Source organism: Streptomyces sp. NPDC006610, assembly GCF_040611575.1.
Classification (GTDB): Bacteria; Actinomycetota; Actinomycetes; order Streptomycetales; family Streptomycetaceae; genus Streptomyces.
Genome location: NZ_JBEXOP010000009.1, coordinates 170,406 through 191,428, shown reverse-complemented (window position 1 = coordinate 191,428; position 21,023 = coordinate 170,406). Strand labels below are relative to the sequence as shown.

Sequence of the window (21,023 nt, the reverse complement as noted above, 5' to 3'; positions counted from 1 at the left end):
CCACGTCGTCGCCCGAGTCGGAGCCGCAGCCGGTCAGCGCGGCGGCGAGGGCCAGGGCGCAGGCGGTCCCCGCCGGGCCGCGTGCCGCAGACAGCCTGGCCCTACGGCGGCGGGCCGGTGATTCCCATGTCGTCATGGGACCGTTCTAGGTGCGGGTGACCGGGAGGGGTCCCGCGCACCACCCCGTGGACCTGGCCTGGCCATGACGTGGCCGGCCCTGGACCCTCCGAGACCGCGCTTCGAAGGTTCAGTAACGGAGTCCTGTCGGCAGGACCGACGACTCGACGCTTTGGTTCGGTTCGGAATCCCTCGGTTGGGCGACATTGGGCGGATCGGCTTGAGAACGCCGAGCGTGCGCGCCTGCAATGTCACATGCGGCTCGGATCGGGTGCCGTGGTCGGCTGGAAGGGACGCAGAGTGGCGTGTGTGGGTGAGATGCTGCCGGACGACGGTCGGGTCGTGCTGTTGGAGGTCGCCGGGGGCCCGGTCGGCGTTCGACGCGTCTCCCGGGGGGCCGCTGTTGCCGGAGCAGCCGAAACCCTCCAGCAGGCGCTCGCCCGGGTTCGCCCCGCGCTCGGTGCGGTGGTGGACAGTGCCCGCACCCTGCCCAGTCCCCCCGGGTCGGTGTCCGTCGAATTCGGCATCACGCTCAGCGCCGAGGCGGGCGTCGTGGTGGCGCGTGGGTCGACCGAGGCCCACTTCACGGTGAGCATGCAGTGGGCGCATCCTGAGAAGTCCGCCGTCGCGGGGCAGCGTGATGGCGTCCATCGTCCCTGATGGCGAACTGCCGCAGGCCATCGCCCGGGTCTGGGACGCAGACGGGCAGGTGGTCGGCTGCGGCTTCCTCGTGGCGGAGCGAACGCTTGCCACCTGCGCCCATGTGGTGGCCAGGGCGTCGGGAACGGACCAGAGCGACCCCGTCGGCCCGTCCTTCGCGGTGATGGTCGACTTTCCGTTGCTGACCCCGCCCTCTGTACGCGTACCGGCAACGGTTTCCCGGTGGCAGCCGGTGGCGTCCGACGGGGGCGGCGACATCGCGCTGCTGGCCCTGGAGACAGTCGTCGAGGGCACCGCTCCGGCCCGCTTCGCGGGCGGAACGGCCTTGTGGGACCACCGGTTCCGTGTCCTGGGTTTCCCCTCGCGTACGGATGACCGCGGCGTGTGGGTGGACGGTCGGCTCCGCGCACCGGTGGGCAAGGGCTGGCTGTCGATGGAGGCCCGCGCTGCCCCGGGCGGGGCTCACATCGGCCGCGGTTTCAGCGGCGGCCCCGTCTGGGACACCGACCAGGGCGGGGTGGTCGGGATGACGGTGGCGGCCGACATGGGGGCGGACGCGACGACGGCCTACCTCATCCCGGCCGCGCTTCTGCTCGGTCTCGAACCAAGTCTGTGTTCGTCCCCTTTCCGAGGCCTGGAACCCTTCCGGGAGCAGGATGCGGCGGTGTTCTTCGCGCGGCGTGAGGACAGCGAACGGGTCGCGCGGGCAGTGCTTCGGCAGCCGTTCGTGCCGGTGGCGGGAGCTTCCGGGGTGGGCAAGTCCTCACTGGTGCGCGCCGGGGTGCTGCCGCTGCTGAGAGGGGCGGGGTACTCGGTGACCGACTTCGTGGGCCAGCCGGGCGCCGAGCCCGTGGGAGTCCTGCTGGCAGCCCTGCAGCACCAGTTTCCCGGGGCCGGGCTGCCCGAGGTGACTGCAGCACCGGTCAGCCCGCAGACGGCTGTCATGATCGGTGCCCGTGTCCTGGACCACTGCGGCCCCGCCGGACACGTCGTCGTTCTGGACCAGTTCGAGGAGACGGTCGGTACGGCGCCGGCCCGCGCCCGCGACCTGTTGGACATGCTCCTCGTCATGGCCACCGCACGGCACCACGACGGTCGTCGCCTGAGTGTGCTGACCACCCTCCGCTCGGCCTCGCTCGAAGACCTGGCGGTGGGCGGGGATGCCGAGCGCCTCAGCGTCACGGTCCAGATGGTCGCGCCGATGACCGCCGCTCAGCTGGGTGAGATCGTCAGTCAACCGCTGGCTGCCGTCCCGGGCGTGGACTTCGAAGCCGGTCTCGCCGATCGCATCGTCAAGGATGCGGGAGCCGAGCCGGGCGCCCTGTCCCTGGTGCAGTTCCTCCTGGCCCGACTGTGGGAGAAGCGCGTACACGGTCGTCTCACCCATGCTGCGTACCGAGAACTGGGTGGAGTCGAGGGGGCGCTGTCCGCGTACGCGGACCAGCAGGTGGCAGATGTGTGCGGCATGCCGGACGGACTGGAAGAGACGGTGGTCCGCCGCCTGTTCGAGCAACTTGCGCTGCCCGACGAGGACCAGGGATACGTCCGGGTGACCCGCGCCTACGCGGCTCTGCCCTGTGATTTGCGGGCGGCGGCGCAGGCCTTGGCCGGCACACGGCTGCTGGTGATCGGCCGGGACAGCGCAGGCCGGGAGACGGTCGCCCTGGCCCACGAGTCCCTCGTACGAGAGTGGCCGATGCTGCGGGCCTGGCTGGACGATTCGAGAGTCTTCCGGGTCTGGCAGGAACGACTGCGACTGCGCTTACGCGAGTGGGAGGACAGCCACAGGCATCCCGATCTGCTGCTACGTGGACAGGAACTCGTGGCGGCCATGGCGCAAATGCGAGCGCATCCAGAAAAACTGGAGGCTTCCGAGGTCGAGTTGATCGACGACAGTCGGCGACACCGGAGGCGCACAGCACGCCGTGGTCGGGCCGGGGTGGCGGTGATGGCAGTACTCGCGGTGCTGGTGGGGGCGCTGGTCTTCTCCGTCCGCTGGGAGGTCGCGAAAGCCGAGCGGCGCGATCGCGCGGAAGCGGCGAACGAGTTGGCGCAGCGGTCGCTGGAGCGCCGCACCGCGGATCCCGTCGAGGCTGCCGCCTTGGCTGTGCTGGCACACCGCACGGCGCGCACGGACGAGACGAAGCGAGCGCTGCTGAGTTCCTATCCCGCGGTGTCGGGCGTGCGCAGCGTTCACGAGGAGTTCTTGTCGGGCCGGACCGTGGCGTTGGCCGCCTCTCCGGACGGAGGCCGAGTGGTCCTGCTCGAGGAGGACACGGACGGGGATGTGCAGGGCTTCGTCGTGACCGGGCTGGCGGCCGGCCATCCGGTGAAGAAGCCGATCCCCGGCCTGCCCGCAGGCGTCGACACGGTCGCGGTCAGCGATGACGGTAAGCGGGCGGCTGCGGCGGGGCCGGAGGGGCAGGGCGTCGTCTGGGACACAGCCACCCACCGCCAACTGGACAGCTGGCCTGCCCATGCCGACGCACTGGGCCGGGAGACGATGGCGCTCGACTTCTCGGCGGACGGGCAACTGGTGCTGTACGCAACGCACGTGGAAACAGATCTGACCTGCACGGAAGGCGTGGAGGGGAAGCACGTGCGGCTTGGCATGCGGGACATCGCAGCGAAGCGGAACGTCGGGCTGCCTTCCGATGTGCTGCGCTCCGAAATGTGTCTGAGGGACGTCGTACTGCCGGCGGGAGACCGGGGAGAGGGCAGGCTGATCCTCATCTCGGAGGCGCCCCCGGCCAGCAGTTACCCGAACCCTGGCACCCTGCGCATCCGCGCCCTGAGCAACGGTCAAGAGAACAGGGAGTGGGAAGAGACAGGGCTCGACTCCGTACTCGTCGGCGCCGGCGGCCGGACACTGGGGGTGCAGGGCGCCGCGGAATTCGCCGGCACCTACCGTGATCCTGCCACCGGGGCGAAGACGGCTGCGCCCGGAGCGTACCGGGCAGAGGATCGCCTGGACCCGACAGAACGCTTCGTCGTGGACGACGAGGGCTTCAGCACACTGTGGTACGACACCCGTAGCGGTAGGCACTACCGGACATCTGGCGCCACCAGTAACTCCGACTGGGGCGACGGCGACTGCCCCGAGGACGCCGCGAGTCTGGTGACGTCACGCGTGGAAACCGAGCCGGTGCTGCACATGCTGTGCGGACGGGACCTGGTGTCGTACACCTTGCACCCAGCGTCCAGCCCGCCAAGCGCTCTCCGCAGCAGTCGCACCGAGTTCGCGCCGTCCGGCCGGTCCTGGGCCACGCTGGGCAGCAGCAGCGCCTCGTCGCGGTCACAGCGGCGGGACACCGTCTCCGTCTTCTCCAACGGCGGTCTGAGGGGGGAGCGGGTGACTCCGAGCGGTGTGAGCGCTTACGAGTGGGATGGCTCGGTCGTCTACAGCGCGGACGGTCGGCGGCTGGTCGTATGGGGAGACAGGGGCTGGGCGCTGTACAGCGTGACGTCCAGGGGGCTGGACCCGGTGACGCAGCAGCTGGAACCTCCCGCCGACACGGAGACGAACCCTGCGGTCCGGGACGTGCGCCCTCTCGGCGGTGGGGACTTTCTGCTCTTGGACGCACGCGGTGTCCGGCGTCTCCAGGGAAACGGCCGTCTGTCCTCCGCGCACGCTCCCGCCTGCAGGGAGCGCAACCCGCGCAGCGGCGACTACTGTCTCGCCATCGCGGTGGCTCCGACCCAGAACCCCACGGCGTGGGTGCTGCGCGGGAATGGAACGCTGACCTCGTGGGACCCCTACGACGGCAGGGTGAGACGGCACCACGTCCCAGTCGGATTGCCGCCGGACGAATTCGAGCCCCGGGGCCTGCGCTTCCGGGACGACGGGAGACGCCTTGCCGCGGTGACCCGTGACCATACAGCTGTACTCGACCCCGCGACACGACGGATCGAACGCCGGATGCCCACCCCTTTGGCATCCGGTATCGCCGCATACGCCGCTGACGGACACATGATGCTTCTGAAGAATCGCGACGGTTCGCTGAACTTCGCGGGCCTTGAGCTGTGGACGGAGCACGGTGACGAGCCACTGGCCGATTTCGGAGAGACGTATTCGGACGGCGCCTGGCGCTTCAGCTCCGGCACTCTGCACATTGCAGGTCGCTGGGGTTCTTGGTCGTTCCCTCTGGACGACGACGCTCTCGTCGCCCGCCTGTGCAGGTTCCTGGGAGACTACGACACACCGCGGGTCCACGACGGCGTCCGTCCAGTCGCCTACCAGGGCCCGCCCTGCGCGAACCTCTCCAGAACCGCGGACATGTCCGGTTGAGGGTCAAAGAGCTGATCACCCACCACACGCGGGCTGTATGCAGTCGGTCGACGGGCATCAGCAGAACGAGGCTGCCCAGCCTCCGCCGACGAACCGATCCACGCAAGCGGCAGACGAAAGCGATACGCCTCATCTGCGCAAACCCGGGTATCCGCGAAACCGGAAACACCGTCGCAAAGGAGAGTCCCTGTGCCGCCCACCGATGTCGTCGAACTCATCCTGCACGACCACCGCCGTATGGAGGATCTCTTCCGTACGATGCGGAATGCCGAGGCGGATCGTGCCGCCGCACTGGAGGAGTTCGCGGATCTGCTCATCGCACACGCCTCGGCCGAGGAGGACGAGGTATACCCCGCCCTGCGGCGCTACAAGAACGTCGACGGCGACGATGTCGACCACAGCGTCCACGAGCACCACGAGGCCAACGAAGCGCTGCTCGCGCTGCTGGAGGTGGAGGACACGTCCTCCGAGCAGTGGGAGGAGAAGCTGGAGGAGCTGGTCACGGCGGTCAACCACCACGCGGACGAGGAAGAGCGCACCCTGCTCAACGACGCACGGGAGCACGTCAGCGAAGACCGTCGCGCCGAGCTGGGGCAGGCGTTCCAGAAGGCGCGAGCGCAGTATCTGGAGTCCGGCTGCGGAAACGTCGAGAACGTGCGCAAGCTGGTGGCCGCCGCCGAAGGCTGATTTCGCCACGTCGTGAGCACGCTTGCGGCAAGCACGGGTCAATGATCGGTGGCGTCCGCCGCTTGCGCGGCCGACGGAAGAGTGCCCAGTGACCGGGCAGGGACATCGGCGACCTGCCCGCGCCGTCAAGACGCACTCCTGCTCAGTGTTCTGTCAGGGCCCGTACGAGGAGAGCCGCCGCTACCGCGACTTCATGAGTGGGAAGCGCCGTGGTACGCGGCGCTCCCGTGTCGCAGGACAACTCCTGGCCGGGCGTCGCCTCGGCATGACGCACCTCGGCTTCGCGCAGCTGCCCCGTGATCGGTGATCACGGGGCAGCCTGTCTATCAGGTCACCGCCCTGAAGGGTGAACTCCTTTTCGGTCAAGGCACGTTGCCCAGCAACCGCGCACTTTTCGCCCGAATCCCCCAGGTGATCGCGCTGCACGGTCACCGAGCTGCCACAACACGTGAGCGCTAGCGGTATGGTCCCTTGCCGAACGCCCCTGCGGACCCACGATTCCAGGGCGGCCACGGCGCAATCCGTGCTGCCTCGTGCTGCCCGTGGGCCGTCCTCCCCTGCTCGTCGCACGCCCACGTCTGTTCCAGGAGATTCATGTCGCGCGCTCTCACCGTTGTCCGCATCGATGAGTCCTCGACACGGAGGGACCCGACGGGGACACGATCCCGGGCAGTGCCGCGCAGGGGCACCGAGGGCCGCCGTCGCGTCCGTTCGCCGTGGTCCGGGGGATGCCTTCTTCTTCTGGCTTGTTGAGGCCCTTCGCCGTGCCCGCTCAAGCCGGTGCGCGGCCCGTCGAGGGCCGCCGTGCCGGAGGGCCGGCGCGGCCCACGAGCCATCCCCCGCACCCAGACGGCTTCCCCGATCCGTGAGGACCTGATGACTGAACTGATAATGACCGTCACCGCTTTGCCGGCGCTGGCCGGTGTCGGGGCCGCCTGGCACTTCCGGCGCAAGCGCGACCAGGCCCTCCACCAGGCCGAACGCCTGCGCGAACATGCCGACCGGCTCACCCGGCAGCTCCTGGCGGCCGAGCAGTGCGTGGGGCAGCTCGCGGCCACGGTCGTCCCGGCCGCCGTGAACGCCGGACAGGACGGTCACCGGTGCCGGAGCGACCTCATGGTGCCGCCCCACCTCGAGGGCACTCCACTCGCCGAGCACCTGCGCGCCCTCCCCCAGGCCGTGACCTCGGCGGTGGGCGAGGTGCGGGCGCAGGAGCGGGCGGCGGCCGCCCAGGCCGCCGAGCAGCTCCGGATGGACGCCGAACGGCAGATCGCGCAGGTCCGGCACGAGTCCGTGGGCGTGGCCCGGGCCGCCGTCCGGGGCTTCGCCAACAACGTGGTGGCGCGGGCGGCGAAGCTCGGCAGGACCGTGAGCCACGGTGTGCGCCGGCACGTGTCGGACGAGGCGTACGCGACGCTCGTCGAGATCGACCACCTCACCCAGCAGATGCTGCTCACCGCGTCGGGGTACGCCGTGCTCGCCGGTGACAAGCTCTCACGGCGCTGGCCGGCCACGACGCTCACCGACGTCGTACAGGCGGCGATGGGCCGGATCGAGGGCTACGAGCGGATCAAGCACCCCGAGATGGGCTCCGTCGCGGTCGAGGGCCGGGCGGTGGAGGCCGTCGTACACGCCCTTGCCGTGCTGCTCGACAACGCGCTGCGCTACTCCCCGCCGGCCGCCAGCGTCCACGTCTCGCTCGAACAGGGCCACCACGCCAGCTTCCTGATCGTGGACGACGCCGGACTGCGCATGGACGACGAGCGCCTGATGTGGGCCAGCGACGTGATGTCCGGCAAGCAGCGCGACGACATCACCCGCCTGGGAGCCCACCCCCAGACGGGACTGCGCGTGGCGTCCCTGCTGGCCGAGGACTACGGCTTCCGCGTCGAGCTGACCGCGCCGAACATCTACCAGGGCACCCGGGCCATGCTCGTACTTCCGAAGAACCTGCTCACCACCCCGGCGGCGGGCACACCCGCCGCCGTTCCGGTGCCGTCCGCCTCCGCCGCGGAACCCGAACCGCCCGCCACCTCGGCGGCGACCACGCCGAGCGGGCTGACCGTCCGCCGGCGCCCGGCGACCTCCAGCGCGCCCCGCCGCGCCGCCGAACCCGCCGCCGAACCCGGCCGTCCCGCCGTCGCCGCCGCCTGGGCCCGGGGAACGCGCCGCGGCCGGGAGGACGAGTCCGCCCCGGCCTCTCAGACCTTCACCGGACACGACGCCCCACACGACGAAGGACACTGATCGTGCGAGACACACATTCCAACAGCCTGGGCTGGCTGCTCGACCAGGAACTCGGCACCGTCGAAGGCGTCCGCTACGCCGTGCTGATGAGCAGCGACGGCCTGCTGAAGGCCCGTACCGAGACGATCGGCCAGGACGACGGGGAGAAGTTCGCCGCGCTGACGGCGGCGCTGCGGGCGGCGGGCAAGGCCTGGGACGAGTTCACCGGCGGCCAGGGCATGCGGCAGCTGCTGATCGAGTCGGTCGGCTGCATCGGATTGACGACCACCGCCGCGAAGAACACCATGCTGTCGGTGTGCACCACCGGGCCCGACGCCGACGTCGGGCTGATCTCGCACCACATGGTGCGGCTGGCCACCCGCGTAGGGCACGAAATGGCCACCGCGGACCGTCGGTCGGCCGTGGAAGGCGGCTCGCCGGCATGACGGGGCCGCGGCGTGACCCCGACATGGTCAGGCCCTACGTCCGGACCGGCGGACAGGTCCGCGCCCGTGCCGACGTGCGCCTGGAGAGCGTGGTCATCGCCGCGACCGGGCCCACGGACGGCCTCGGTCCGGACGCCCGCCGCGTGATGCGGCTGTTCGCCGGCGCGCGGGGCGGCCTGGCCGTGGCCGACATCGCCGCCGGGCTGGAGCTGCCGCCCTCGACGGTACGCATTCTCGTCTCCTCGCTGATGGACTCCGGCCACCTGTCCAGCCCGGTCGCCGCGACCGACCACCAGCCCGACTCCGACCTGCTTCAGGAGGTACTCCGTGGACTACGCGCCATGGTCTGACCCACCCGTCACCTACGTCCCGTCATCGGTGACACGGTCGGCCAAGATCGTGGTCGCGGGTGGCTTCGGTGTCGGCAAGACGACACTCATCGGCAGTGTCTCGGAAGTGAGGCCGCTGCGGATGGAGGAGCCCATCACGCAGGCCAGCGTCGGCGTGGACGATCTGCGCGGGACTCCGCACAAGACGACCACCACCGTGGCGATGGACTTCGGCCGCATCCACATGGCCGGCGGCCGGATCGCGCTGTACCTGTTCGGGCTGCCCGGGCAGACACGGTTCCAGCCCCTGTGGGAGGACCTGGCCGAGGGCGCCCTCGGCTGTCTCGTCCTGGCCGACACCCGCAACCTCGACGCCTCCCACGACGCGCTCGGCCTGTTGGAGAGCGGTGGCGTGCCGTACGCGGTCGCGATCAACACCTTCCCCGGGGCCCCGAGTTACTCCGAGGGCGAGCTGCGCCAGGCTCTCGCCCTCGACTCCCTCACGCCCCTGACGGTCTGCGACGCCCGCGACCGCACGTCGTCGCTGCGCGCCCTGATCGCGCTCACCGAGTACCTCTCCGAACGCCGCTCAGCCGATCCCCTGGAGTTCCGCCGATGACGATGCCCTCCGCTGAGACCGTGCCGACGAGTCCACCGGACAGGATCGCCCTGTACGCGCCGGAGTTCGCCTCCGACCCGCACGCCAGTTACCGGCGCATGCGCGGCACCTACGGTCCTCTGGTCCCCGTGGATCTCGCGCCCGGGGTTCCCGCGACCCTGGTGATCGGCTACTACCAGGCCCGCCGCATCCTCAACGACCCGCTGCACTTCCCCGCCGATCCGCGGGCCTGGGAGAAGCTGATCCCCACGTCCTGCCCGGTACGGCCGATGATGGAGTGGCGTCCCAACGCGCTGCGTTCCGGCGGTGCCGAGCACGCCCGCTACCGTGCCGCGAACACCGCCGCCATCGACCGGATCAACCAGCACGAGCTGCGGGCCCTCGTCGAGAAGGTCGCCTCCGGCGCCATCGCCGACTTCCGCACCACGGGCGAGGCCGATCTCCTCACCCAGTACTCCTTCCCGATCGCCTTCCGCGTCCTGAGCGCGCTGCTCGGCTGCCCGGACGAGATCGGCCGGCGCATCGCCGACGGCATGGCGAGGGTCTTCGAGACCACGGACGCCGAACGCGGCAACCAGATCCTCGGACAGGCCGTCCTCGACCTCGTGACCCTGCGCCGGCAGCACCCCGGCGACGACATCACCTCGCGGCTGATCGCCCATCCCGCCCGGCTGAGCGACGAGGAGATGAGCCATCAGCTCGTCACGCTCTACGGTGCCGGGATCGAGCCGCTGACGAACCTGATCAGCAACACCATTCTGAAGATCCTCACCGACGAGGAGTTCTCGGCCGACCTGCACGCCGGGCTGTCCACGGTGCGCGACGCCCTCGACGCCGTCCTGTACACGGACCCGCCCATGGCGAACTACTGCATCTCGTACCCGCCCTATCCGATCGACGTGGACGGGTATCTGCTGCCGGCCGACCAGCCGGTCGTGATCTCCATGGCGGCCGCCAACAACGACCCCGCGCTCACCGAAGGCGTGCCCGAGGGCCGCCTCACCGGGAACCGCGCCCATCTGGCGTGGAGCACCGGCCCGCACACCTGTCCCGCCCGCTCCCACGCCTATCTCATCGCCGAGACCGCCATCACCCATCTCCTCGACGCACTGCCCGAGACGGACCTCGCCCGCCCCGCCGCCGAACTCACGTGGCGGCCCGGCCCGTTCCACCGCGCCCTGGAAGCCCTGCCCGTCATATTCCCTGCCGCACGCTAAGGAGCCCGGTCATGGCCCAGCAGCCCCCGCTCGTCCTCGATCCCACCGGCGCCGACCACCACGCCGAGCAGCGCGCCCTGCGGGAGCGCGGCCCGGCCACCCGGGTGGACGTACTCGGTGTGGAAGCCTGGTCGGTGTCCGACCCGGTCCTGCTCAAAAAGCTGCTCACCAGCCCCGACGTCTCCAAGGACGCCCGCGCGCACTGGCCCGGCTTCGAGCAGGCGGTCAGCACCTGGCCGCTCGCCCTGTGGGTCGCGGTGGAGAACATGTTCACCGCGTACGGGCCCCAGCACCGCAAGCTGCGCCGACTCGTGGCACCTGCCTTCAGCTCCCGCCGCATAGCCGGCATGCGGCCCGCCGTCGAGGAGATGGTGAACGGGCTCGTCGACCGCCTCGCGGGCCTGCCCGCGAACGGGCCGGTCGATCTGCGTCAGGAACTGGCCTATCCGCTGCCCATCGGGGTGATCGGCCACCTCATGGGCGTGCCCGAGAACCGGCGGGACGACTTCCGCGTCCTGGTGGACGGCGTCTTCGACACCACGCTGAGCCCGGCGGAGGCCCAGGACAACGCCGTGCGCCTGTACGGGGTGCTGGACGAGCTGATAGCCGTCAAGCGCAGGGCCCCCGGTGACGACATGACGTCCCTGCTCATCGCCGCCCGGGACGACGAGAGCGACGGCTCCCGCCTCACCCCCGACGAGTTGCGCGACACCCTGCTGCTGATGATCAGCGCCGGGTACGAGACCACGGTCAACGTCATCGACCAGGCCGTGTTCACGCTGCTGACCCACCCCGACCAGCTGGAGCTGGTCCGCACGGGGTCCGTCGGCTGGGAGGACGTCGTCGAGGAGACGCTGCGCCACGAACCCGCCGTGAAGCACCTGCCGTTGCGGTTCGCCGTCACGGACATCCCGCTGCCCGACGGGCAGACCATCGCGCGCGGTGAGGCGATCCTCGCCTCCTACGCCGCCGCCAACCGCCATCCCGGCTGGCACGACGACGCCGACACCTTCGACGCGGGGCGTACGGTCAAGGACCATCTCGCGTTCGGCCACGGCGTCCACTTCTGCCTGGGCGCGCCGCTCGCCCGTCTCGAGGTCGCGCTCGCGCTCGAGAGCCTCTTCGAGCGCTTCCCCGACATCCGGCTCGCGGTGCCCGCGGACGAACTCGAGCCGGTGGCGTCCCTGATCAGCAACGGTCACCAGCGGCTTCCGGTGCATCTGCACGGGCACTGATCCCTCCCGTCGGTACGGCGACTGCGCGGGCTCGGTCGGCCGTCGCCGTCGGCCGGACCAGGTGTCGAGCGTCGCGGCGAGTGGGGGCACCGGTGCTGGTGCCGCGACTGGCCGCGTTCGGCGTCGATGGCGCGCTGACGTACGGTCCTCCGGGACCGCGGTCGACCAGGATGCTGCCCTCCCGCACGTCGGGGTGCCGGCCGGGGACGGTCACTCCTCCGGTACCGAGCCACGGGCGGCGAACGGTTCGCGGAGCTCGTACGGTACGCCGCCGCCGGGCCGGCACAGGAGTGACTCCGTGCCCGGTGGTGTCGGCCGGGCACGGAGACGCGGGTGGCTTGTCAGCCGCTGCTGTAGATCGCGGTCCCGGCAGGCGGTGACGCCGAGGCGGGTGGTGCAGCCGGATCGCCGCCCTGCTTCGCGAGAGCGGCACCACCGATCGCGAGGTGCTCCAGGTCAAGACATCACCCAGGCCCGTCACGCCGGGTGCTGCCGGTCAAGAGCCTCGTCTCACAGACAGGTCAGCGTGGCCACCAGCCGGTCGACGAACACCAGCCGGTGACGGGCCGACCCCCAGACGCCTGGCCGGACACCGTCCGGGGCGCTTGGGACCCGTCCCGGAGCGGGGTTCTTACATTCTCGACATGTTCTCGAGAACACCGGAGATCCGGCGCGGTAGCAGAACCCTTGTCACCCACCGCGCGGTGTTGGCACTGGTGGCGACAGCCCTGTTGCCGATGGCGACCGGATGCGACAGCGCAGGCGCGGATGCCGGGCGGTGGCGGCTCGACTACGTCAGTGTGTCCCGCGATGCGAGAGTCGTCGACATAGCCGCCGTCGCAGAGGACGAGGGCTGGGCCCTGAGCACGGAGAAGCGGAAAGACGGCTCTGAGGCCGGCTTCCTCCTGCACCGCAATGGCGCCACCTGGCGACGTGCCGGGGTGCCGAGGCCATTGCGTTCTGAGGGCGGGACTCTCGCGGGCGCCCAGCTGGAGGCCTCGGGTCCAAGAAATGTGTGGCTGTTCGGTGACGTCGGCCGGGGCGGAGGGCCGGGAGCGCTGCGCTGGGACGGCCGCCAGTGGCGCAGGACCACAGTCGACTTCTACACGCGGGACGTAGCCGTCCTGGCACCCGACGACGTCTGGGCACTGGACGCCTCGTCGGACCGTCCCCTCGCCCACCACTGGGACGGCACACGATGGACCGGACATCCACTGCCCACCGACTACGTCGGCCGGCTGTCCGCAAGCGGTCCGGACGACGTCTGGGCGGTCGGCGACGAAGGCGAGGACCCGTCGGACAGGGATGTCCGCCATGCCCGCCAACCCGCGATCGTGCACTTCGACGGGGAGAAGTGGCGCCAGGTCACGACACCCGAATACCACTCCCCCAAGCCGAAGCCGGACGAAAAGGCCAAGCTGACCGAGGTTGTCGCCCTCTCCCCGGGCAACGCCTGGGCATTCGGTCTGCACGGTTACACGGGCGAGACCGGCTCCCAGGAGTACGACGCAGCATTCGCGCTGCACTGGGACGGCTCGCACTGGCGGAAGGTGCCCAAGGCCTTCGACAGCTCTGGAGCGAGTGCCAACGAGCTCGCCGTGTCAGCGACCGGAGACGGCGCGGGCGGGCTCGTTCTGGGCAGCAAGGTGGGCAGCGAGCAGCACCGTGCGGCCGACGGCACACAGCGCCTGATCAAGGATCCGAAGCCGGTCGCCGGCCGCTCCGAAAGGATCACCGAAACGGACCGGCGCCAGCACTTCGAGTTGCACGACCTGCAACTCGTGCCCGGCACCCGCACGGTCTGGGCCGTCGGCGCCGTCGGAATCCCTCTTCACGACGGCGATGCGCACTTCGCTCGGGGCGTCATCGCCGCCTATTCCACCGGCGACTGACCGGCCCGTTGGGCCGCGCCCACCGGGCCTCGCCGTGCCTTTCCCCCTCCCTGCAACCGATCGCCCAGAGGGAAGGGGCGTTCGGCGCGGCGGTTTGGTGAGGGTTGAGTGCGGCTCCTCGGCGGCGGGCCGGTTGGCGGGCGACGGCGTTCTCCCCGGCCGCCTCGCCGGGCCGGTGCGGGGAGGCCGGACATGAGGAACTCGTTGGCGTTCCTTTGGCCACATGGGCGTACGCCCCGTGGTGCCGGGCGATGGCTCAGGCGTCGATGATGACGGGGATGATGAGGGGCTTGCGTCGGTGGGTGCGGAACGCCCAGTTCGCCACGGCGCGGGCGATGAGCTGTTCGAGCTGGTGCGCGTCCCCGACGCCTTCCTCGGCCGCGGTGGCCAGAGTCTTCTCGATGACGGGGATGACAGGCTCGAAGGTGGCGTCGTCGTGGACGAAGCCGCGGGCCAGGAAGTCGGGAGCCTCGGCGAGGGCACCGGTGTCCGCATCAACGATCGCCACCACCGTGACCACGCCCTCCTCAGCGAGGGTGAGACGGTCTTTGAGGGACGCTTCGGTGGCGCCGCCGACTTCCATGCCGTCGACATAGACGTTGCCGGCAGGGACCTTGCCGGTGATGGACGCGCGCCCGTCGACGAGGTCGACGACGACGCCGTCCTCAGCGATGACGACCCGGTCGGAGTCGACGCCGGTACGGATGGCCAGGTCGCCGTTGGCCCGCAGGTGGCGCCATTCGCCGTGCACCGGCATGACGTTGCGCGGTCTGACGATGTTGTAGCAGTAGACGAGTTCCCCGGCGCTGGCGTGCCCGGACACGTGTACCTTGGCGTTGCCCTTGTGGACCACGTGCGCGCCCCACCGGGTGAGTCCGTTGATCACCCGGTAGATGGCGTTCTCGTTGCCGGGGATGAGCGAGCTGGCGAGCAGGACGGTGTCCCCCTTGCCGATGCGGATCATGTGGTCACGATTGGCCATCCGTGACAGTGCGGCCATCGGCTCGCCCTGGGAGCCGGTGCACACCAGAGTGACCTTGTGGTCCGGGAGCCTCTCCAGTTCCTTGGTGCTCACGACCAGACCGGACGGGACCTTCAGATAGCCCAGGTCACGGGCGATGCCCATGTTGCGGACCATCGACCGGCCGACGAAGGCGACCTTGCGCCCGTGCTGGTGGGCGGCGTCCAGGACCTGCTGGATGCGATGCACGTGACTGGCGAAGCTGGAGACGATGACCCGGCGCGGCGCGGTGCGCATCACCTGCTCGATCGCCGGATTCAGCTCACGCTCGGAAGTGGTGAAGCCGGGTACTTCGGCGTTGGTGGAGTCGGTGAGGAACAGGTCCACGCCCTCCTCGCCCAGGCGGGCGAAGGCGCGCAGATCGGTGATGCGGTCGTCGAGGGGGAACTGGTCCATCTTGAAGTCACCGGTGTGCAGCACCATCCCGGCACGGGTGCGGATCGCCAGGGCGAGGCTGTCCGGGATGGAGTGGTTGACCGCCACGAACTCGCAGTCGAAGGGCCCGAATTCACGCCGGTCGCCCTCCCGCACCCGCACCGTACGCGGCCGGATGCCGTGTTCCTTGAGCTTGGCCTCCAGGAACGCCAGGGTCAGCTTCGAGCCGATGAGGGGAATGTCGGACCGCTCGCGCAGCAGATAGGGCACGCCGCCGATGTGGTCTTCGTGGCCGTGGGTGAGGACCACGGCCACGATGTCGTGCAGCCGGTCCCGGATCGAGGTGAAGTCCGGCAGGATGACGTCCACGCCGGGCTGGGTCTCCTCGGGGAACAGCACGCCGCAGTCGACGATGAGCAGCTTGCCGGCGTGCTCGAAGACGGTCATGTTGCGGCCGATCTCACCCAGGCCGCCCAGAGGGATGACACGCAGCCCTCCGTCGGGAAGAGGCGGGGGGGCTTTCAGCTCGGGGTGCGGATGACTCATACCTTGACGGTACCCGGAGCGCGGGACGGGATGATCCATTGTCTGTCGTCTGTGTGATCTCTTCCCGACGGGGCGGGCGCCGTGCGGTTCCTCGAAGGCACCGGGCCCGGTTTCGTCGAAGCCATGCACGACGGCGACGCATTCTCCACCGGCGAAGCCCTCTCCGGCGTGATCAGCCCGAAGATCACGCCCGAGTGCGTCAACGCGACGGCGCCCGTCAAAGGTCGGCCTCTTCTCTCGTGTCGAAGCCTTCACGTGCGCGTTCGATGGCAGGCATGTTCTGCGAGGCCCATGCCAGCAGCACGTCGATGGGGTGCCGAAGAGTCTTGCCGAGGGGCGTGATCCGGTACCGGACCGCCACGGGACGGGTGGAGACCACCTCGCGCTCGACCACGCCATTGCGTTCCAGTCGCCGAAGCGTCGCGGTCAGCGACTTCTGCGTGACCTGGGGGATGGCCCGGCGCAGTTCGTTGAAGCGGCACGGGCGTTCGCAGAGCTCGTTGAGAACGCTGAGCGACCACTTGTCGAGGATCTGGTCGAGCAGTTCGCGGTGGGGGGCATCGATGCGGAGTTCGTCGTCGGTATCCATGGCGCAACCTGGTTTCGTTGAAGTGTCCTACTTCCACTAAGTACCTTACAGATACCTACTGCGGAGGAGATACCACCATGCCTGTCCAGCACTTCACTCCCGAAGGCATGCTGCAGCCGGTCCCTTACCACCACGTCGCCGTGGGCACCGGGACCAAGCACGTTCACGTCAGCGGCCAGATCGCACGCCGGGCCGACGGGACGCCGGTCGCACCCGGCGATCTGGCCGGGCAGGTCGCCCAGGCACTGCGCAACACCTCCGTCGGACTGGCGGGCGCGGGTGCGTCGTTCGCGGATGTGCTGCGCCTGACGTTCTACGTGACCCGGTGGAACCCGGAGAAGATCGGCGACTTCATGGCCGGCGTGGAGACCGTCGCCAACCAGATCGGGCTCCGGCTTCCCCTGCCGCCGGCCTCCCTCATCGGCGTCGAGTACCTCTTCGAGCCGGACGTTCTCGTCGAGGTGGAAGCGACCGCGCTCCTCGGCTGATCTCTTCAGGACGAGATCCCGTTGACTCGCCACGACACCATGGGATCCCGCCGCGGCCGAGCGGTTGCTCCGCATCGGCGAAGTGGCACGAGCGGCCTGCGTCTCAGTGCGCGCCGTGCGCCACTACGAGCAGCAAGGGCTGCTCGCAGTGGCGCAGCCCGCCCGGCCGGCGCCTGTACCGGCAGGACTCCATCGCACTGCAGGCCGCCCTGAACCACCTCGATGAGGGTCGCACTACTTTCCTCTCCCCCGACGGGACCGGCTGCGGCGGCCCGGTCCGGCTCTCGGACATCTGCGGACAGCGACTGACCGTCGACGGCGTCACCGTGCGACCGGACGTCGTCCAGCCGGCGCGGGTCCGGTTCGCCAGACGCTGACGTTCCCTTCGCCCGGTCGGCGCCGTTGCCGTCGGGTCCGGTCCGCAGGGAGGTGACGGGTCGGTCGGGAGCGGGAGCGATCGGCTCGTGGGCGGGCTGCTCGGCGTCGTTGTCGAGTGCGGGGCTGTCAACGGGCACGGGTTCGGTCGGGATGCCGCGCTGTCCGTGACGGTGCCCATTCGGCGTGCTAGCGCCCTGGGGTGTCGGCGAGTCGGGATGCGGGGACGTCGGCGGGTATGGCGGGGGCCTGCCGGGATCGGGGACGGTGGCGGGAGACGGCCACCCCGGTCAGACACAGCAGACCGCCCAGCAGGGTCAGCCAGGCCGGGACTTCGCCCAGGAGGATCCAGCTCATCAGGACGACGATGGCCGGCACGGCGTAGGTGGTCGCGCCGAGCTTCCCGGCCGGCGTCCGTACGAGGGCGTAGGTCCAGGTGGTGAAGGCCAGTGCGGTGGGGACCACGCCCAGATAGACCATGTTGAGGGTGGCGGAGAGCGGGGCCCGGGAGACCTCGGCGACCAGTTGTCCGGTGAACGGCAGGCACGCGACGGTTCCGGTGAGGCAGCTGAAGGTGGTGATCTGCAGCGGTGTCCCGTGGGAGAGCGCGGGCTTCTGCGCGATCACCCCGGTCGCGTAGGCCACCGCCGCGAGCAGGCACAGCGCCACACCGAGCAGCGACGTCGAGCCGCCGCTCTCGGACGACATCGACAGGCCGACGACCACGGCGCCGGCGAAGGAGATCGCCGTGCCCGTCAGCAGCCGCGGCGGCAGGGCCTCGCCCAGCAGGCGCGCAGCGAGGAGCGCCATGAGGATCGGCCCGGTGTTCACGAGCAGGGACGCAGTGCCCGCGTCGACGAGGCGTTCGCCCCAGTTCAGTGCGACCGTGTAGCCGCCGAACCATACGATTCCCGACAGCAGGATGCCCTTCCTGGCGCCCCGCGAGGACATGCCTTCGCGGCGCAGGAGGAGCAACGCGACGAGGATCAGCGAGGCGACGCACAGCCTGCCCAAGGCGAGTGCCCCCGGGGAATAGGCGGCCGCGGCGCTGCGGATGGAGACGAAGGCGGACGCCCAGGCGAACACGGTGAAGCAAACGGCGCCGCCGGTGACGAGGCTCGGCGCGAGGGCATGCGGGTGGGTTTTCATACCGCGTAACCCTACAGCGGAACACTTCGGTGAGCGCCGAAATGTTTTGGTGGTCGTATGCGGGGGGTGGGGCGGTATGCCGGTCGGGCCCCGCTAATTCCATGCCTGCGGAGTGAGGCCCAGGAGTTCACCGAAGGCCTCCTCTCCCGTCCGGGTCACCCGCAGGGCGCGTCCGCCCCCGTCCAGGCGTACCACCCAGGCTTCGTCCAGGGCCCGTGCGCACAGCCTCGCCCCCACCAGGCCGCCCAGATGGCGTCGGCGCTCGGTCCAGTCCAGGCAGGAACCGGCCACCGGCCTGCGCCCCGTGGCGGTCGCGTCGACGCCCACCGCCTCGCACCAGTCGAGCCCGGCACGAGTCAGCTCGAAGACCCCCTCCGTGCGCAGGAGGCCCCGGTGCTCCATCGCGTCCGTCACCGCCATTCCCAGCCGTCCCGCGAAGTGGTCGTAGCAGGTGCGGGCCCGCGCCGTCGGATCCGGCGCGGCGACCACGGGGACGGCGTGGGGCGCATCACGGCCCGGGACGGCGTAGGAGGCCAGGTCGTCCACCAGCCGGGCGGTGGCGGCATCGGTGATGCGCACGTAGCTGTGCCGCCCCTGCCGTTCCGTCACGCAGATCCCCGCGTCGAGGAGCCGTGCCAGGTGCCCGCTGACCGTGGAGGGGGCGACCCCGGTGGCGCGGGCCAGCTCCCCCGCGGTCCAGGCGCGTCCCTCCAGGAGGGTCATGCAGATGGCGGCACGCGTCTCGTCGGCCAGGGCGGCGGCCAGGGCGGCGAGCCGCGCGGCGGGGGCCGGGGAGTCCGTCGGTCGGGAGGCAGGCAGGCGATCCATGACTCCAGGATGCCCTATCGCTTCGGCGTCCATCGAAACGTGCAGGCGCCGGGGGTTGCCGGTGAGCCTGGCCGGTCCTCGGGGCCGACGGCGCACGACCGCGAGTTGCCGCTCGTCGGCGACGGCCACAGCATGGAACCCATTCCGGCGGAAAGCGGTCGGCCGAGCCCTTCACGGCCCTCGACGACGGAGGAACCGAATGGCCTCGTACTTCGAGAACAGCAGCGACACGTTGGTGCCCGACGCGCTGAAGGGCTTCGCTCTGGCCCATGCCGACATAGTCACCCTGGACCCCGTCCACGGCTTCCTCCTCGCGCGGGACGCCGCTCCCGCCCGGCGGGTCGGCCTGCTCTCCGGCGGGGGCGCGGGTCACGAGCCGATGCACGCGGGATACGTCGGCCGGGGGATGCTGGACGCCGCCTGCCCGGGCCGTGTCTTCGCCTCCCCCCACAACAGCCAGATCTACGAGGCGTCCCTGGCGGCGGCACGGCCCGCGGGCGTCCTGCACATCGTCAAGAACTACACCGGCGACCGCATCAACTTCGGCATCGCGGCCGAACGCCTCGCCCACCGCGGCGTGCCCTGCGCCCGCGTCCTGGTCGACGACGACCTCGCCTCCGACTGCGACGACATCGCCTCTGGACGCCGGGGAACCGGCGGCACCGTGCTCATCGAGAAGATCCTCGGCGGCGCCGCCGACACGGGCGCCGGGCTCGACGACCTCCGGCAGCTCGGCGAACGCCTCGCCGCCCGCTGCCGTACGCTCGCCGTCGCCTCCGCCGCCCACACCTCTCCCGCTCTCGGGGAACCCGCCTTCCGGCTCGGGCCGGACGAGATCGAGTACGGCGTCGGCATCCACGGGGAACGCGCCCGGCGCACCGCCAAACAGGACCCCGTCGGCCGTCTCGTGGAGCGCATGACCGACGAACTCCTCACCGCACTGGCCCCGGAACCGGGCAGCGCGCTCCTCGTCCTGGTCAACGGCCTCGGCGCCGTCACCCCCCTGGAGCTGTACGCGGTCCACGGGGAACTCGCGCGGGTCCTGCGAGCCCGCGGCTTCCCGGTCGCGCGCCGGCTCGTCGGCGAATACGCGACCGCCCTGGACATGCGGGGCTTCTCGCTCACCCTGCTCGTCGCGGACCCGGCGGACGTCCTCCACTACGACGCGCCCGTCCGCACGGCCGCGTTGCACTGGTGACACGGCCCCGGCCACCGACACTGCCCGGCCACCGAGATGGGGAGGCGCATCATGACGACCGCTGCCCACGACACCCTGTCCACCGACGCCTGGATGCGGCGCTTCGCCGAATCGGTCCGCGCCGTCGAGGACCAGCTCACCGCCCTCGACCAGAAGGTGGGCGACGGCGACTTCGGCAGCAACCTCACCGCCGGCGCCTCCGCCGCCCTGGCCCGCCTCGACTCCCTCCCCTCCCCCGACGACAGCGCCTGCATGGAAGCCGCCGCCGGCGCCTTCCTCGACGAGGTCGGCGGCACCAGCGGCCCCTTGTTCGGACTGCTGCTCCAGTCGCTGGCCGTGGCCCTGAAGGCGTCCGGCGCCACCACGCCCGCCCTCGCGGAGGGAGTCGCCGACGGGCTCGCCGCCATCCGCCGCGTCGGCGGCGCCGCCCCCGGCGACAAGACCCTCGTCGACGCCCTCGCCCCGGCCGCCGGCGCCCTGCGCTCCGCGCCCGCCGCCACCCCGCCCGCCCGGGCGTTGGACGACGCGGCGGCGGCCGCCTGGCAGGGCGTGCGCGACACCGCCCTGCTGCGGGCGAGAATGGGCCGCTCCAGCTACCTCGGCGAACGGGCCGAGGGCATACCCGACCCGGGAGCGGTCGGCGTGGGCCTGCTGTTCGCCTCGGCCGGCGGGGTCGTACGGAACCTGGCCCCGCACCTCGGCTGACCGGGGACGGGAACGGGCAGGTCACCTGCCCGA

Annotated in this window: 17 protein-coding genes and 1 pseudogene; 14 read left to right on the top strand and 4 right to left on the bottom strand. The window is 70.7% G+C overall.

Going from position 1 to position 21,023, the window contains the following annotated elements; translation table 11 throughout:
• Nucleotides 1-435: 435 nt before the first annotated feature.
• The 10 genes from ABZY13_RS10330 (at nt 436) to ABZY13_RS10285 (ending at nt 13,716) form a co-directional block, all read left to right on the top strand.
• Nucleotides 436-777, top strand: coding sequence for a CU044_2847 family protein (locus tag ABZY13_RS10330; protein ID WP_356628844.1), 342 nt, complete (start codon nt 436-438; stop codon nt 775-777).
• A complete protein-coding gene (locus ABZY13_RS10325; protein WP_356628812.1) occupies nt 758-5,065 on the top strand; it encodes a serine protease in 4,308 nt (1,435 codons plus the stop codon). The genes ABZY13_RS10330 and ABZY13_RS10325 overlap by 20 nt, the downstream gene beginning before the upstream one ends.
• A gap of 189 nt (nt 5,066-5,254) precedes the next feature.
• Nucleotides 5,255-5,752 carry a hemerythrin domain-containing protein gene (locus tag ABZY13_RS10320; RefSeq protein WP_356628810.1) on the top strand — a complete coding sequence of 166 codons (498 nt, stop codon included), beginning with the start codon at nt 5,255-5,257 and terminating at the stop codon, nt 5,750-5,752.
• Nucleotides 5,753-6,628: 876 nt separating this feature from the next.
• Entirely contained in the window at nt 6,629-7,999 is a 1,371-nt protein-coding gene (locus ABZY13_RS10315; protein WP_356628808.1) for an ATP-binding protein, read from the top strand.
• 2 nt (nt 8,000-8,001) lie between these two features.
• The gene (locus tag ABZY13_RS10310; RefSeq protein ID WP_356628806.1) at nt 8,002-8,424 is read left to right on the top strand and encodes a roadblock/LC7 domain-containing protein; all 423 of its coding nucleotides are present in this window, start codon (nt 8,002-8,004) and stop codon (nt 8,422-8,424) included.
• A complete protein-coding gene (locus ABZY13_RS10305; protein ID WP_356628804.1) occupies nt 8,421-8,774 on the top strand; it encodes a DUF742 domain-containing protein in 354 nt (117 codons plus the stop codon). Before ABZY13_RS10310 ends, ABZY13_RS10305 begins: the two co-directional genes overlap by 4 nt.
• On the top strand, nt 8,752-9,372 hold the full coding sequence (locus ABZY13_RS10300; protein ID WP_356628802.1) for an ATP/GTP-binding protein: 621 nt from the start codon (nt 8,752-8,754) through the stop codon (nt 9,370-9,372). The genes ABZY13_RS10305 and ABZY13_RS10300 overlap by 23 nt, the downstream gene beginning before the upstream one ends.
• Entirely contained in the window at nt 9,369-10,589 is a 1,221-nt protein-coding gene (locus ABZY13_RS10295) for a cytochrome P450 (protein WP_356628800.1), read from the top strand. The genes ABZY13_RS10300 and ABZY13_RS10295 overlap by 4 nt, the downstream gene beginning before the upstream one ends.
• Before the next feature lie 11 nt (nt 10,590-10,600).
• A complete protein-coding gene (locus ABZY13_RS10290) occupies nt 10,601-11,824 on the top strand; it encodes a cytochrome P450 (protein ID WP_356628798.1) in 1,224 nt (407 codons plus the stop codon).
• 644 nt (nt 11,825-12,468) lie between these two features.
• Nucleotides 12,469-13,716 carry a hypothetical protein gene (locus ABZY13_RS10285; RefSeq protein ID WP_356628796.1) on the top strand — a complete coding sequence of 416 codons (1,248 nt, stop codon included), beginning with the start codon at nt 12,469-12,471 and terminating at the stop codon, nt 13,714-13,716.
• A 256-nt stretch (nt 13,717-13,972) separates the two neighbouring features.
• Here ABZY13_RS10285 and ABZY13_RS10280 read toward each other — a convergent pair whose 3' ends face one another.
• Nucleotides 13,973-15,658: a ribonuclease J gene (locus ABZY13_RS10280; RefSeq protein ID WP_356628794.1), complete on the bottom strand. Its 1,686-nt coding sequence runs from the start codon at nt 15,656-15,658 to the stop codon at nt 13,973-13,975.
• 217 nt (nt 15,659-15,875) lie between these two features.
• Complete coding sequence (locus ABZY13_RS10275; RefSeq protein ID WP_356628792.1) at nt 15,876-16,247, bottom strand: helix-turn-helix domain-containing protein; 372 nt, start codon at nt 16,245-16,247, stop codon at nt 15,876-15,878.
• A 77-nt stretch (nt 16,248-16,324) separates the two neighbouring features.
• Between ABZY13_RS10275 and ABZY13_RS10270 the strand changes: the two genes are divergently transcribed.
• Nucleotides 16,325-16,735, top strand: a complete 411-nt coding sequence (locus tag ABZY13_RS10270) for a RidA family protein (protein WP_356628790.1) — start codon at nt 16,325-16,327, stop codon at nt 16,733-16,735.
• A gap of 64 nt (nt 16,736-16,799) precedes the next feature.
• Nucleotides 16,800-16,935, top strand: a pseudogene (locus tag ABZY13_RS10265) (MerR family DNA-binding transcriptional regulator); the annotation flags it as partial.
• 364 nt (nt 16,936-17,299) lie between these two features.
• Here the strand turns inward: ABZY13_RS10265 and ABZY13_RS10260 are convergent.
• Together ABZY13_RS10260 and ABZY13_RS10255 are read right to left on the bottom strand one after the other, a co-directional pair.
• Nucleotides 17,300-18,259 (bottom strand): DMT family transporter, encoded by a 960-nt coding sequence (locus tag ABZY13_RS10260; protein WP_356628788.1) that lies wholly within the window; start codon nt 18,257-18,259, stop codon nt 17,300-17,302.
• A 93-nt stretch (nt 18,260-18,352) separates the two neighbouring features.
• Nucleotides 18,353-19,087, bottom strand: coding sequence for a helix-turn-helix domain-containing protein (locus ABZY13_RS10255; protein ID WP_356628786.1), 735 nt, complete (start codon nt 19,085-19,087; stop codon nt 18,353-18,355).
• Nucleotides 19,088-19,286: 199 nt separating this feature from the next.
• Here ABZY13_RS10255 and ABZY13_RS10250 point away from each other — a divergent pair, with 199 nt between their 5' ends.
• Nucleotides 19,287-20,285: a dihydroxyacetone kinase subunit DhaK gene (locus ABZY13_RS10250; protein WP_356628784.1), complete on the top strand. Its 999-nt coding sequence runs from the start codon at nt 19,287-19,289 to the stop codon at nt 20,283-20,285.
• Nucleotides 20,286-20,333: 48 nt separating this feature from the next.
• The gene (dhaL, locus tag ABZY13_RS10245; protein ID WP_356628842.1) at nt 20,334-20,990 is read left to right on the top strand and encodes a dihydroxyacetone kinase subunit DhaL; all 657 of its coding nucleotides are present in this window, start codon (nt 20,334-20,336) and stop codon (nt 20,988-20,990) included.
• Nucleotides 20,991-21,023: the final 33 nt, after the last annotated feature.